This is a genomic window from Filimonas effusa (assembly GCF_004118675.1).
GTDB classification, from domain to species: domain Bacteria; phylum Bacteroidota; class Bacteroidia; order Chitinophagales; family Chitinophagaceae; genus Filimonas; species Filimonas effusa.
Genome location: NZ_SDHZ01000005.1, coordinates 119,363 through 134,028, shown reverse-complemented (window position 1 = coordinate 134,028; position 14,666 = coordinate 119,363). Strand labels below are relative to the sequence as shown.

10 protein-coding genes are annotated in these 14,666 nt (G+C 45.1%); 9 read left to right on the top strand and 1 reads right to left on the bottom strand.

Annotated elements, in window-relative coordinates:
- The first annotated feature begins 4 nt into the window (after positions 1–4).
- From ESB13_RS21990 to ESB13_RS21960, 7 genes are all read left to right on the top strand, one after another.
- Positions 5–1,570, top strand: a complete 1,566-nt coding sequence (locus tag ESB13_RS21990) for a T9SS type A sorting domain-containing protein (RefSeq protein ID WP_164974309.1) — start codon at positions 5–7, stop codon at positions 1,568–1,570.
- A 16-nt stretch (positions 1,571–1,586) separates the two neighbouring features.
- Entirely contained in the window at positions 1,587–3,563 is a 1,977-nt protein-coding gene (locus ESB13_RS21985) for a tail fiber domain-containing protein (RefSeq protein WP_164974308.1), read from the top strand.
- Positions 3,564–3,594: 31 nt separating this feature from the next.
- Positions 3,595–5,580 (top strand): tail fiber domain-containing protein, encoded by a 1,986-nt coding sequence (locus tag ESB13_RS21980; protein ID WP_129005907.1) that lies wholly within the window; start codon positions 3,595–3,597, stop codon positions 5,578–5,580.
- Positions 5,581–5,593: 13 nt separating this feature from the next.
- The gene (locus ESB13_RS21975; protein ID WP_164974307.1) at positions 5,594–7,552 is read left to right on the top strand and encodes a tail fiber domain-containing protein; all 1,959 of its coding nucleotides are present in this window, start codon (positions 5,594–5,596) and stop codon (positions 7,550–7,552) included.
- A gap of 6 nt (positions 7,553–7,558) precedes the next feature.
- Positions 7,559–8,677, top strand: a complete 1,119-nt coding sequence (gene porV / locus ESB13_RS21970) for a type IX secretion system outer membrane channel protein PorV (RefSeq protein ID WP_129005903.1) — start codon at positions 7,559–7,561, stop codon at positions 8,675–8,677.
- 595 nt (positions 8,678–9,272) lie between these two features.
- Positions 9,273–9,812, top strand: coding sequence for a hypothetical protein (locus ESB13_RS21965; protein ID WP_129005901.1), 540 nt, complete (start codon positions 9,273–9,275; stop codon positions 9,810–9,812).
- Between the two features lie 234 nt (positions 9,813–10,046).
- Positions 10,047–11,621, top strand: a complete 1,575-nt coding sequence (locus ESB13_RS21960) for a Na+/H+ antiporter (RefSeq protein ID WP_129005899.1) — start codon at positions 10,047–10,049, stop codon at positions 11,619–11,621.
- 50 nt (positions 11,622–11,671) lie between these two features.
- Here ESB13_RS21960 and ESB13_RS21955 read toward each other — a convergent pair whose 3' ends face one another.
- The gene (locus ESB13_RS21955) at positions 11,672–12,643 is read right to left on the bottom strand and encodes an SAM-dependent methyltransferase (protein ID WP_129005898.1); all 972 of its coding nucleotides are present in this window, start codon (positions 12,641–12,643) and stop codon (positions 11,672–11,674) included.
- A 249-nt stretch (positions 12,644–12,892) separates the two neighbouring features.
- On the opposite strand from ESB13_RS21955, the gene ESB13_RS21950 reads away from it, so the two are divergent.
- Both ESB13_RS21950 and ESB13_RS21945 read left to right on the top strand, forming a co-directional pair.
- On the top strand, positions 12,893–13,471 hold the full coding sequence (locus ESB13_RS21950) for an RNA polymerase sigma-70 factor (protein ID WP_129005896.1): 579 nt from the start codon (positions 12,893–12,895) through the stop codon (positions 13,469–13,471).
- Positions 13,472–13,559: 88 nt separating this feature from the next.
- Entirely contained in the window at positions 13,560–14,642 is a 1,083-nt protein-coding gene (locus ESB13_RS21945) for a FecR family protein (RefSeq protein ID WP_164974306.1), read from the top strand.
- Positions 14,643–14,666: the final 24 nt, after the last annotated feature.

Sequence of the window (14,666 nt, the reverse complement as noted above, 5' to 3'; positions counted from 1 at the left end):
GATTATGGCGGTACAAAGATATGTGCGTGCGATATTATCCCTTTTTGCGATGATGCTTGCTGAAAAAGATGTGTTCTGCCAGGATGTATATATTCCGCCCGGCGCTTCTGTTCATCTTTTCGTAAAAGATACCGTTTCCATCTTCGGAAATATGGAGGTCGCAGGTTACGCAGGCCAGGATAGTGCCCAGTTTCTATACTTTAGCGGCAATAGCTGGAAAAATGCCGCTACAGCCTCCTTCAGCGATAAAGGCATCATTGGATTCAAACGCCTGGGAAACGGCGGCGGACAAGCGCTCTACGGCGCTTACAGCGCATCTGCTCAGGCAGGTACCAGGATGCCTGTTTTATGGCTCAACAATACCGGTGGGTTGACGCTCGACAATGGATCCGATCTATCCATTCGTGAACTTCATTTTGTGCAAGGCATCTTATCTCTTAATGGCGCTTCTCTCGTAGTGCGTAACGGCCAGGCTGCTTCACCCGTATCGGGGTATCATCCTCTTGCCTTCGTTGCCACGGGAGGCGATGTCATGGGGGGCTTCCTTGAAATTCAGAACCTTACTGCCAACGGGAAAAATTATGTGTGGCCCATTGGTACACAGGCTGGAAGTTATACCCCGTTTTCTTTTATAAACAATGGCACCGCCGCCACGGTAAAAACACGCGTCTTTAATAATGTGTACGAGCAGGGCCTTAGTGGTGCCAGCATCAATAACAGGTCTACCGGCACTACCTGGATGGTCAATAGTTCAGCTAATCTTACCGGGCGTTTTACCTTACAGCATCTTACTGCCAATGAAGGTCCTATCTATGCTACGAATCATAACGGTACTTTCGTTGGCCGTTTCCAGGATGTAAGTGCCACCTGGGATAAAGCCGGCATGCTGAACGCCCCCGTTTCTCCCGGCAGCCTTACCACCGGCAGTCCTGTAGCGGAAGCGGCCACCACCTATACCGATTTAACCTCGGTACCTGCCGGCACTACCTTGTTTGCCGGACTCGTAGCAGGTGAAGAAGTCACCTGTACGCAACAAGTGATGAAGATTGAAGGCACCCGTTTGTCGCCGCTGAATGTGAAGCTAGACTGGGTGATGCAAAATCTCAATAATCTGTCGCGTATGGTTATTGAAAAAGATGTTTATAATACCAATAACTGGATTACAGTAGATAGTATTACACCGGTGGGTGGCATAACGGCTTATACGTTTACCGATACCGCAGCTTACAGCAATACCAGCGCCGGATACCGCCTGAGGCTACTTTGTACACTGGGTGGTTATGTGTACTCCAATAGTGCCATCGTAGCACCACCGGCATATGCAAGAGATCCGGTATTGATGTATCCTAACCCTGCAATCATTAACATTAATGTGGCTATACCCGATTATGTGAATTATGTGACATTGGCAGTGTACGATCTTACAGGGCACATGCTCATTAAAAAGTTAATTACAGGGCCGGTCACCAAACTGGATGTATCTGCTTTACCTGCCGGTTCTTATAACATCTTCCTGGTAACGAAAGATAACAAGACAACCGGTAACCTGCGATTTATAAAGGTGAATTAAACCTATGTCGATGATAATGGAACGAACTGTTTTGAAATGGGGCTTACAACGGCTGATACAGGCAATAATTTTATTGCAGTGTTTGCCCGTTGTAAGCAACGGGCAGGTGAAACTGGGTAATAATACAACAAATCGTGATTCTTCTGCAGCGCTGGAAATTGAGAGCGATAAACTGACGTTGTTACTGCCGAGAATCAACGATACGAATACCATAGTATCAACCGTAAAGGATGGATCATTGATATATTTCAATAACCCCGGATATTCCTTTGCAAAAGGTTTGTATGTAAGATCGGATGCCAAATGGAACTGGATGCTGCCCCGTTCCTCTGCCTGGTCAACGGCAGGCAATAGCGGCGTCAACAGTGGTTCTTATTTCCTCGGAACACTTGACGCTTTGCCACTGGTTTTTAAAACAAATAATACCACCCGTATGATTATCGACACCAATGGTTATGTAGGCCTTGGTGCCGGCCAGCCCAAGGCCAGACTGCACAACCAGGGCAGTACGATATTGGGGCCTCAGTATTTTGGTAATTTTCCTATTAGTGATATGCTGGGAACTGCTGCTTCCACTGTAGATGTGTATTCGGTGTTTATTATTGCTCAAACAACTGGCTTTGTAAATATTCAGATACCCGACCCTACTATCAGAACGCCGGGACGTGTGATTTATATCGTTAATACCGGTAGTGCGACTATTTACGGCACATCCAAGACTAATCCAGGTATGGCCAGCCCTATGATATGGGGTGGTTCAAGCTGGAGACAGCCTTTCGATTTTCTGGCGAATTCCACTTTTGTAGACTATGTTTATACTTCAAGCAGGCCAAACCCTTCTTTAGGGCTTGGATATAATGCCTCTCCCAATGTAACCGGTGACATGAATATTGCCCTCGGAGTTGAATGCTTTAGTGATCTTACTACCGGATATTCCAATGTGGGGATACTCCGTTCAACCATTGGTCCAAGTTACTATGGCAATGTTGTTATAGCGCCGAACTCTTCATTGGTTGGCAATAACCGTATAGCAATAGGCAACAGGGCCTTGCATAACAATAGAGGAACCGATAATATTGGTATAGGCGATTACACATTAAATAAAATTAGTGGCTCGGACTCTTACAGCCAGAATATAGCCATAGGTCATCGAAGTTTGAATCTCAATGTCGCAAGCGTAGGCGGAGGTAGTAATTCCGCTTTAGGCTACCTGGCTGCGGGCCTTTGGGATTGGAATGGATACTCCCCTATCGGTAACAACATAGTTGCAATTGGCAGGGGCGCCGGAATCAGCCGGACTTCACCTGCTTTCACTGCTGTAGGCGCTAATGCGTTGGCAAATTCTCCGGCAGCTGCTCTGGCTCAAAACGAGTCAGCTGCGCTTGGCTTTTCGGCTTTTAACACTGATAGTTCTATATCCACCAATAACGGTAGCAATCCGGTAACAAAATCTCTTGCTATAGGTGCGTTGGCACAGGTTACAGGTAGTAATCCGGCGATAGTATTAGGTTCTGCACGAACCGGCTATCTGAGTAATGTAGGCATAGGCACCTACAACCCCCAATATAAAGTGCATGTAAATGGAACGGTATATTGTTCCGCTATTACCACTACTTCTGACCGGCGGTTGAAAAAGGACATTTATCCAGTTCAAAATGCCCTGGAGAAAATAAAAGGTGTAAACGGGGTTTCCTATCGCTGGCAAACAGATCTCGCCGGGAAACTAAAATTGTATGCTGATAGCTCGCTGCATCTGGGATTCATAGCGCAGGATATTGAAAAGGTATTGCCTGAACTGGTACATACTGCTTCGGACAGTATGCATCTGAAAACCGTAGCTTATGCAGAGGTTATTCCGGTAATTACAGAAGCCATAAAACAGCAGCAGCCACTGATTAACGAATTACAGCAAAAACAGGTGGTTCTAAAGGTCAGGTTGCGCAGGTTGCAACAGGAATTGGATGAGCTGGAGAACCGCGCCGGAGTAAAATAGTATAGCTCTGTTTTTAACATAAGAAGCTCATATGGTTATTGAAAATAAAATTAAAAGATTTCCAGTAGTACATATTGCTGCAGATGTAGTTAAAACCCTGCGTCTGATATTGCTGGTATTGATTCTGTCCAAAGCAGGTTATGCCCAGCAATTGAAGATAGGCGATAATTACACAAAACTGGATTCCTCTGCGGCGCTGGAAATAGAGAGCCAGCGGCTTGTCTTGTTACTGCCGCGCATTAACGATACAGCCAAAGTAGTTACAACGGTAAAAGACGGGGCGCTGCTATTTTACCAACCTTCAACAGGGTTAAACAAAGGACCCTATGTTCGCGCTGGTGCAAGGTGGGAACTGCTTCCTCCTTTTGGTGCGGGAGCAAATTGGTATACAACTGGAAATGCAGGTACCGTTGGAAACCAGAATTTTGTAGGTACTACTGATGGGCGTCCGCTACTTTTTAAAACAGGCAATACCACGCGCATGTTTATCGATAGTACCAGTTCTGGTTTTTTAGGCATTGGCACCACAACACCTTCCGGTAATCTTGATAATCGTGGAGCTACTATCCTGGGAGCCAAAATGATGAACGGTTTTCCGTCTTCAGGCTCCTATTCTTTAGGAAGCAGTATTAATACGGTAGACAGCTTTACCTTGTTCTGTATTCCTCAAACTGTGAATGGTGTAAGTATTACATTACCCACACCTACCAGGTCTTCCGCAGACGGTCGTATTATTACAATCGCTAATACAGGAACGGTGCCTTTTAATGTACGGTCGTTTTCACTTGGAGTTGATAAAGCCATCTCTTTTATCTGGGCATCATCTAATTGGCGGATGTTTGGAGATGGAATTCAAAATCAGACTTTCACCGTTCCAAACAAATATGTTGCGCCTTCTACGGTAGGCTTTATGGCTGGGGCGGCCGACAATACTGTTGCTCAGGACAATATTGCCATTGGCCAAAACGCCTTGAATAAAAACATTTATGGAACCAGGAATATTGCCATCGGTTTCTCAAGCATCAGTGCAAATACTGCTTCTTTTTCTAATGTTGGAATTGGAACTGAATCTCTTAGGTCATCTACTTCGGGTAACCGTAACGTTGCCATTGGATACAGAACTCTAACCAACACCTCCACAAGCGGCAACTGTGCCATTGGCGCCTGGGCACTTGATCAAAATACAACAGGGGCTGGCAATACCGCTGTAGGCACCAGCGCTTTGAGCACGAATACCACGGGTAGCGGAAACACAGCCTTAGGCACCGCGACAATGGATTGGGCAGAAATTACCGCTAATTTTAATACGGCACTCGGTTATATTGCCGGTCGTTATGTAAAATCATCCTATAACACAATTGCAGGGGTTGAAGCTTGCACGCAACTGAATGCAGGCGCTGGCTACAATACCGCCTTTGGGTATAATAGCGGTAATTACGACGCTGGCACCTACTCCGATAAAAGTGTAAAAAATGCCACTGCCATCGGCCCGCGTGCACAATTTCTTCAAAGTAACACTATAATCTTTGGCTCGGAAGCTTCTACTTACCTTACAAATGTAGGAGTAGGTATTTACAATCCTAGTTTTAAACTCCATATCAACGGAGCCATCGCCAGTCAAGGTGCTATTTTAACCCCCTCGGACCTGCGTCTGAAAAAGAATATCCAGCCTCTGGAAAATGCCCTGCAAAAAATATTGGCATTACGCGGCGTCACTTACCGGTGGAATCCTGACGTAACTAAAAGGCTGCAACTCCGTACCGATTCCCTGGTGCATTATGGCTATATAGCGCAGGAGGTGGAACTGGTATTGCCATACGCAGTTATAACCGCAACAGATTCCTTTCAAACTAAAACGATTGAATACACAGCGCTGGTTCCTGTGATAACCGCAGCTATAAAGCAGCAGCAAACACAACTCCAAAACCTTACCCGGGATCAGGCTGACGCCGAAGATCAACTGAAAAAAATGCAGGCGCAAGTAAACCGCATATTGCAAACTGTACATGAAAAATGAATTTTTTACTGATATGAAACTTCAGACCTTTCCATTTTTATCCAGCCTGATCTGGCTTACAGGGTGCTGCTGCCTGCTGCTGATGTGGCCGTTGCCACGCCTGACCGCGCAGCAGCTGAAACTGGGGAATAATATCACCCGGTACGATTCGTCTGCGGCATTGGAAATAGAGAGCCAGCGGCAAACTTTATTACTGCCACGTATCCCGGATACCACCAAGGTTGTAAAAACGGTGAAAGACGGCTCCATCATCTATTTCCAAAATATCCCCGGCGCAGGGGTCAATAAAGGATTGTATTTCCGCAACAACGGCAAATGGAACTGGCTGGCGCCATCAGGGATGCAATGGGCATTACCCGGAAACTCCGGGTTAGATACCGGCAGCTTCATGGGTACTACCGATATACGGCCACTGGTATTTAAAACAAACAATATTACCCGGCTTTTTATGGATAGTGCTACCGGGTATGTAGGTTTCAAAACCAGTACGCCTTTCGCTACCCTGCATAACCAGGGAACTACATTACTGGGGGTAAACCCTTCGGTTTTTACAGTCAGCACCAATGGCTTGTTGGGTGCAGCCGCAAATTCGGTTGATAGCTTTACCATGATATCAGTAAACACAACTGTGGATAATCAATATGTGGCGCTTCCCGATCCATCCGATACAACGCCGGGGCGTATCATGTTTCTGCTCAGCGGCCCGTCAAGCAGACCATTTTACTCCGGCTATAATGCATCCAGTGCCGGTATTAATATGTTTGTCTGGAATGGACATGCCTGGGCGCCTATTGGCGATGGCGTAGGAGCCAATAATATGCTGCCGCCGGGAAAAGCAAGTCAATACGGCTTCAACATCCTGGCTGGTTCGCCTGTCCAGCCTCAGGAAGAAAATGTGGCTATTGGTTATGATGCAATGTGGAATATCGCCAGCACCGGTGGCTTCCTGAATGCTGCTATAGGAACAAGGGCGGGCAGGGGAATCACCACGCAGGATTATAATATTGCCATTGGCCACGATGCCATGACAAGGGCCATTAACTCCGGATCGCAGATTGCCATAGGCGATAGCGCTATGTGCGTTAGTACCGGCGATAGCTGTATCGCACTTGGTGCAGGTGCACTGTCTTCTAATACTTCCGGTTCATTTAATACGGCTGTAGGTACAGATGCCCTTCGGTCTGTGACTACGGGTTCCAGCAATACTGCCGTGGGTTACCAGACGCTTGCTAACCTCGGCGGAAACTCTTCCTATAATTCTGCTGCCGGATACAGGGCCGCCTATAATTTAACCAGCGGCGATAAAAATACAGCCGTAGGCGCCTATGCATTGGCTGGTGTTACTTCCGGCTCATTTAACACCGCTCTGGGTTATTGTGCAGGTTATACAGACAGCATACAGAATTCTGCCACCAATATCACAAATGCTACGGCCATCGGTGCTTTTGCTCAGATTCAGTACAGTAATACCATTATCCTGGGATCCACTAACCCTACCTACGCCTCCAATGTAGGTATTGGAATTTATAAACCACTTTATAAGTTACATGTAGCAGGTAATATCAATGCCACCTCTACCACTAATCTCAGTTCCGATGGCCGCCTGAAAAAAGATATTCAGCCTATTAAGGGCGCGCTTAACACCATAGATGCGCTGCGGCCGGTTTCTTTTAAATGGAACGGAAAGGCAATGGCCAGGCAGCACATGCCCACCGACAAAAAGGTGCATTACGGCTTTATTGCACAGGAGCTGGAAAAGGTACTGACACAGGTAGTGACTACCGCCAATGATGATATGCATTCCAAAGCGTTAGCCTATAACGAAATTATTCCGGTACTGGCCGAAGCGGTTAAAGAACGGCAGCAACTTATTGAGCGGCTGACAGAAGAAAATACCGCACTGGAACAACAGCTACTGCTGGTAGAGGAACTGAAAAACAAAGCAATGAAAATTTTAGCGTCTAAAAAATAAAAGATAATGTGTGTAAGATCCCTTTTTTTAGCACTGCTCCTTGGTGGGCAGGTGTATGCGCAGGAAGTACTAACCGTACCCACCGCTGTTCCCTTTCTTCGTATATCGCCCGACCCGCGCGCAGCAGGTATGGCCGATATATCCATACCTATGGACCCTGATCCCAACAGTTGTTTTATGAACCAGGCCAAGCTGGCTTTCAGCCCGCAGAAAATGGGAATCGGGCTCTCCTATACGCCCTGGTTCTCGGCATATAACTCCGGCCAATACCTGGCCGCCGCTTCTTTTTTTACGCACCTCAACGACCGCGACGCCCTCGCTTTCTCGGTACGTTATTTCAATACCGGTACCATTACAGGCACCGATGAAGTTGGAACCATAATCAGCTCTTATAAACCCAGGGATTTTTCCGTAGATGCAGCCTATGGTTTGCAACTCAATGATTATATCAGTGCCTCTACAGCGCTACGTTTTGTTTACTCCAGGCTCGTAAGCGGCGTCTATAACGGCACTGCTTTTAAAGCGGGTAAAACAGTTGCGGGCGACCTTTCTCTCTATGGCGACTTCAGGGATGAATATGGAGTGGGATGGACGGGCGGCTTCATGCTCTCCAACCTGGGCGGAAAAATAAGTTATACCGATAACGCAGAAGGAAAAGAATTTCTTCCCGCCACCTTTGCCCTGGGCGCAGGATATACCTTCCTGCTGGGCGAAGACAATGCCTTGCTGCTGGCAGCTCAATATGAAAAACTGCTGGTGCCGGCTATTCCTTCCAATCCGGACGATTTAACTGCTTATCACGAAATGCCTGTAATGAAAAGCTGGGTAAAAGGATTCTCCAATAATACCGATCGCTTTGCGTTAGGCGCGCAGTTCGACTTCAGGCGCTTGCTATATGTACGCGCAGGCTATAGTCATGAACCGCGTATTGAAAGCTACCGTAATGGTTTCTCCGCCGGTATAGGACTGCGATTACCGGTGTTCAACATAAACGTATCCTACCTCGCGCCTTCACAAGGTAAGGCAGGCATCAACCCCATGAATAATACCCTTCGCTTTGGCGTGGTATTCAACTTCGAAGAAGCTGTGGCCGGCGTAGACCCCAGGCATATACGCCAGTTGTAACGGTAAAGTGGCAAAAAAAACATAGCAAAGAATCAATGACATTACCCAGGTGACGATCGCCCAACAGGTTAGGGTAAATGAATCAGCTGAACGCCTTTTGCCGTTTTCCTGACATATTACGCGCAAAAAGTGATATTCATTTACCCGCCTGTTTATGACCTTTGTACTGATTGGTCTCATGCCAATTAAAGGATATTGACGCCCGGATGTTCTCATCTGGGCTTTTTTATCCCCTGCCCCTTCCTGATCTTTTTTTTGCTTTCGATATCAATTGTTTTAATAATATTTTTTTCTGTAGCAATATTGATACTTTAAGATAAATAACTGATATAAATATGTATATGTCATTTTTATTTTTATGTAGGCATTGGTTTGAAAAGTGCCTTGAGGTTTTGGGGTTAAACTGCTGCTTTTTTTAAAGCGGCAGTAGATTTTTAATCAAACTATTTCCTATGATACTACTTCTCATCCTTCTGGCAACAGCAGTAATAAGTCAGATCTTTTTCTACAGGCTGATGAAAAACTCTAAGTCCGACAGGGAGCTGTTTGGAGAAGAATTGGATGATTAAACACAAAAAGAAGAGACTGTTAGTTTATGAGAATGATCTTTTTTACATTGTTGTCTGTCTTCATTGCCAATAACTTGTTGGCACAACATAAGGTGAGCCTTTACATAAATGCAGGACTGGCGGTTCCCGTTGGTCAGCTGGCTTCTACCAACCAGGTAGGGGGTGGAATGAGTGTATTGGCTGCAAAATCGCTGAACAATCATTTGAGCATAGTCGCAGAACCCAGCATCATGAGCATGGTGGGCACACAGCAACATGGTATCAAATACGTATCCCGCCAGCTCTTCTCATTTACCGCCGGTGCCAGGTACTATATGAATCTGCTGCCGGGAAAGGTATTATGGTATTCGCAATTAAAAGCAGGGATCCACACCGACAAAGGTTATGCAGGCCCGTCGTTTGAAGGGGGACTAGGCTGCCTCATGTATCCAACTACCACCCGGCTCGATTTGTCTTTGCGTTACCAGGAAAACCTGCAGAAAAAGGAATTGTACCATACAAGATTTTTTTCGCTGAAAGTGGGCTATTTATTACGGTTCAAACACATTCGCAGGCAGAAAGCGTAAAGATATCTCTGTTTGTTTGTTACCAGGGAGGCAGGCAAATGGAGAGTAAACAGTAGGTTTTTTATACAAAAGAGAAACAGCTTTGTGTCTACTTAGCTGTTTTTTTATTGCTTGTTATTTTTCATCTTGGGTGAACAGCTATTATTATAGATTTTATCAATAAATTTATCATTATACAGCACGCATATGCACGGGCGTGGTATGAAAATGTGACTAAACTAATCTGTTTTTAAAATGCTGGATCATTTCCCTTTTTACCTGGCGCTGATAGTGCTGATCGTTCTTTTGATAATGCTGGCCAACAGGATAAAAGTAGCTTATCCTGTATTGCTGGTATTGGCTGGCTTGCTGATCAGTTTTGTGCCGGGTATCCCGCAGCTTAAAATAGACCCGGAGTTAATTTTCATTATTTTTCTTCCTCCTTTGCTATATGAGGCAGCCTGGGCCATTTCGTGGAAAGAACTTTGGTTTTGGCGGAGAATTATAGGCAGCTTTGCATTCGTAGTCGTTTTCCTGACTGCGATATCGGTAGCGGTTATAGCCAATAACTTTATTCCGGGGTTTTCGCTGGCGCTGGGTTTTTTGCTGGGGGGCATTGTTTCTCCTCCGGATGCAGTAAGCGCCAGTGCGATTCTGAAATTTGTAAAAGTACCTAAAAGAACATCTTCTATCCTAGAAGGTGAAAGCCTGTTGAATGATGCGTCTTCCCTGATTATTTTCCGCTTTGCGATGATAGCGGTAGCTACCGGCCAGTTTGTGTGGCATGAAGCTGCCTTAACATTCTGCTGGATGGTAGCTGGTGGTGTAGCTATAGGGCTGCTGGTGGGGCTGACCTTTCTGAAGCTGCATAAATGGCTGCCAACCGATGTAAATATGGATATCATCCTTACACTGGTTACGCCTCACGCCATCTATATCGTAGCAGAGGAATGTCATAGTTCAGGTGTACTCGCGGTGGTAAGTGGTGGCCTTTTCCTTTCTTATCACAGGCATTCTTTTTTAAGTAGCTCTGCACGTTTAAGAGGAGGAAATGTATGGCAAAGCCTGGTCTTTATCCTGAATGGACTCGTGTTTTTATTAATTGGACTTGACCTGCCTGAAATTGTAGCGGGGGTCCAAAAAGAGGGTATGAGCATATATGAAGCATCAGGCTATGGTCTTTTAATATCGGGCGTGCTCATTGTTGGAAGAATGATGGCCGCCTTTGGTGCCCTGGTCTTTACCAAAATAGCCAGCCATTTCATTACTGTTGCCGATAAAAATCCTGGAGTGAGAGCCCCGTTCGTGATAGGATGGACAGGTATGCGTGGTGTTGTTTCCCTGGCAGCTGCCTTATCTATTCCTGTAACGTTTGATAATGGAACTCCTTTCCCGCAAAGAGATCTGATATTATATATCACTTTTGTAGTGATACTGGTGACATTGGTTTTACAGGGGTTAACGCTTCCCGCTGTTATCAGGAAAGTAAAACTTCCTGAATTTCATGATCATCTTCCGGAAGACGAAACCGGAAAATTGCTCCGTGAAGAGTTGGCAAAAGCATCCCTGGCGTATTTAAATGAGCATCATAAAGCAGAACTAGGTTCCAATCTTCTGCTGCAACAGTTTGCAAATAAGTGGGAGCTTCAGCTAAACGCTGAAGAAGGAGCTGATATTCATGAAAGTATAAAACCAATCTATATTGGTGTTCTCGAAAAGCAACGTCATCTGTTACTGAATATGAACAGAAAGGAGCAGCGTATTGATGAGGAGATCATTCGCAGATTCCTTCACCGGATAGATCTTGAAGAGGAAAAAATTAAAGCATAATTCAGGGAAGGCTGTACTCAAGGCACGCTCATGACTTAATTACTTTATTTTTAACTTTCAATAATCCGAAAGCCAGGTATTGGCTGCAGGCTATATTTGCAATTCAGGCTTCTATCACCTTCACTAAAATACACTTTTACTTTTTCCGGGATATTCAAAGAGCTGTCATTCCAGGTTAAATAATTGCCGTCATTAACCCGGATATCGGTGGCGTAATAAAGTTGTTCATTTGCCAACAGGCTTACCTGGATTTGCCGGTCGGGGAAAACCCAGCTCTTGCCCGGCGAGTTGTTTATAATGGAATGTATCAGTGGTTTATTAAAACGAAACAGTTCGGCCAATATCTCCGGTTCTTTGTCTTTATGAAGCCATCTGCAAAGGGACACTGTGATTTCTTCAGGTAGGAAAATAGTGTCTTCAGGCAACTGTTTTGCCAGGTTAAGCATAATGGCTACCTGGGGTTCGGTTTTAAGGGCGGTATACATTGTTTCACTGATGACAATATCTATATCGGGTGAGGGTACTTCCCATACCGAGGCGTCACATTGATGAATATCTTTTATGTAATTGTGCAGATCCAGCAGGTCAATAACCTGCTTTACTATTTCAATGCTTTCGGAGTTGATCTCAAGAAAAGTAAACTGAACTTCTTCAGGCTTAAACATCATCATAACCGGCAAGGCGAGCGTTGCAAATGGCCCGGTTCCTGCATATAAAACATGAATTGTTTTTTGGTGCTGCTTCAAAGCCTCAGAAACCGAGTTATAAAGCGCTCTTGAAAAACGTTGTGTTCTTAATACTTCCCGTGAACATCTTGCTGCCCAGAAAGTGCCTATGGCATTTCCATGAGCCGTTTTAATGTGTTTCCTTGCGTCCTCACCAGCTAAAGAGAAATTGGAAAATAGAAGATCGGAGCAGGCCATTACTGCGGGAGCCAACTGGTCGTGAAAGTCTTCTGGTCTGAGGATGGCTTTGCTGAATTGCAATAATGATGTCCTCAACTCTTCTTTTGTATTTAACAAGGGTGTTTTTTATGTAATATAGTCTATTATGTAATTACATTATAATTTCAGATACACCGGTGAGTTCCGTGTTGGCATGCGCAGCAACGATTTAGTGTATTTGGTTGGGCTGATAGCCGGCAGGTTGGAACTGCCTGCGCTGAAAAAAGAACAATTGTTAGCTATAAATTGCTTTACAATCTCTTTAATTTCATAGCTTTGTTTTACGCACAATAAAAATGGCCCCGTACTTGGCCTGGGAAGACTAGAATGCTTGACTGTCTGAAAACGATACAAATAGCCATTTCAAATGGCGATGAGCAGGCTTTTGCGAAGCTGTACCAACAGTTTCATAAAAGGCTCTGGTCGTTCTGTAAATCTATTATACGCTCTTCAGAAAGCGCCGAAGAGATAGTGGAAGACGTTTTCGTTAAGTTATGGTGCAACAGGGCGAATCTCGTTAATATTGAAGACCTGACTGTTTACCTTTACGTGGCGGTAAAAAACCGGGCGCTGAATACACTTTCCAAAAAGGCGCAGGAGCTGGTGACTTCGCCGTTCGACTTCCTGGAAATAGAACTGGATGGTAATGTTACGCCTTATGATGTGCTGATCAATGCTGAAATGGTGGGTTGTATGCGTAAAGCGATCGATGAACTACCACCCCGTTGCAAGATGATCTTTAAGCTGATCCGTGAAGACGGCCTTAAATATAAAGAAGTTGCTGACATCCTTAATATCTCTGTAAATACCATCGATGCGCAAATGGCGATCGCTGTAAAGCGAATTTGTCTTGCTCTGAAGATCCCGAAACCCCAATTGGTTTTTGTACCGCAAAAAAAATCTTGATTTTTTTTAGTAGATCATTTAAGAATTGCTGTCTTACCTATTACAGCACTGCATCTTAATGGATAAAACCAATAGAATCTGGTATATAATGGCCCGCTGCCTGAGCGGAGAAGCTTCTGTGGCGGAACGCGAAGAGCTGATGCAATGTATTAGTGAAGATATAACCGTACAGCAGCAATACGAGATCATGTCCGGGCTGTGGCAGGAAGATATACGTGAACAGCCATTGCGTGATGAAGACGTGTCGGAAGAGGAGCAGAAAAACGTGAGCAGGATATTACAAATGGCTGAAGTACAGCAGGCCATGGAAAAGGAGGATGAAGGGGGGGAGCTGATTGAGCGCACACTAGTGCGCAGGCCATCCCGTGTTAAGCGGATTATATTTATAACAAGCGGCATTGCCGCAACAATTCTGGGAATTTGGTTGTTTGGTAAGGAAACTACTGTTGCGCCGCCTGCAGACAATACGCAGGTAATAGTGGCGCAGAAAGGAACCCGTACGCAAACAATTTTACCGGACGGCTCCGTTGTTTGGCTAAATGCGGGTTCAAAGATCACGTACCGGGCAGATTTCGAGGGGCCTATGCGCGAAGTAAAACTGGAAGGCGAAGCTTACTTTGATGTAAAAAAAGAAAAAGCAAAGCCATTCATCGTTCATGCAAACGGCATTAATATAAAAGTCCTGGGAACAGCTTTTAACGTGAAATCCTATCCCTCTGACAAAACTGTAGAAACAACATTGATCCGGGGTCTGGTGCAATTGAGTCGTGAAGGCAATACCACCGTGAAGCCAATATATCTGCATCCCGACGAAAAGATCATTGTCAACAGAACTTTACCGGTTAAAGGTAATAATGCTGTTGTTGCGCAGGTGGAGAGCAGGTTTGAATTAGTGCAGCTGGATACTTCTGCAGGAAAAGATTATATAGAAACGGCGTGGATGAATAACCGCCTTGCATTTCATGGAGATTCATTCGAGGTATTGGCGCAAAAATTGGAGCGTTGGTACAACGTAACGATCATTTTTGAAGATGAGGAAGTGAAGCAATTAAACTTCAACGGTTCTTTTGAGAATGAAACTGTTGGGCAGGCATTTAAAGCGTTGGCTGTAGCAACGTCTTTTACTTTTAAAATCAAAGGTCATGAAATATATGTTGGTTCAGCAAAATAACCTGCATCCTACCTAGGCACAATA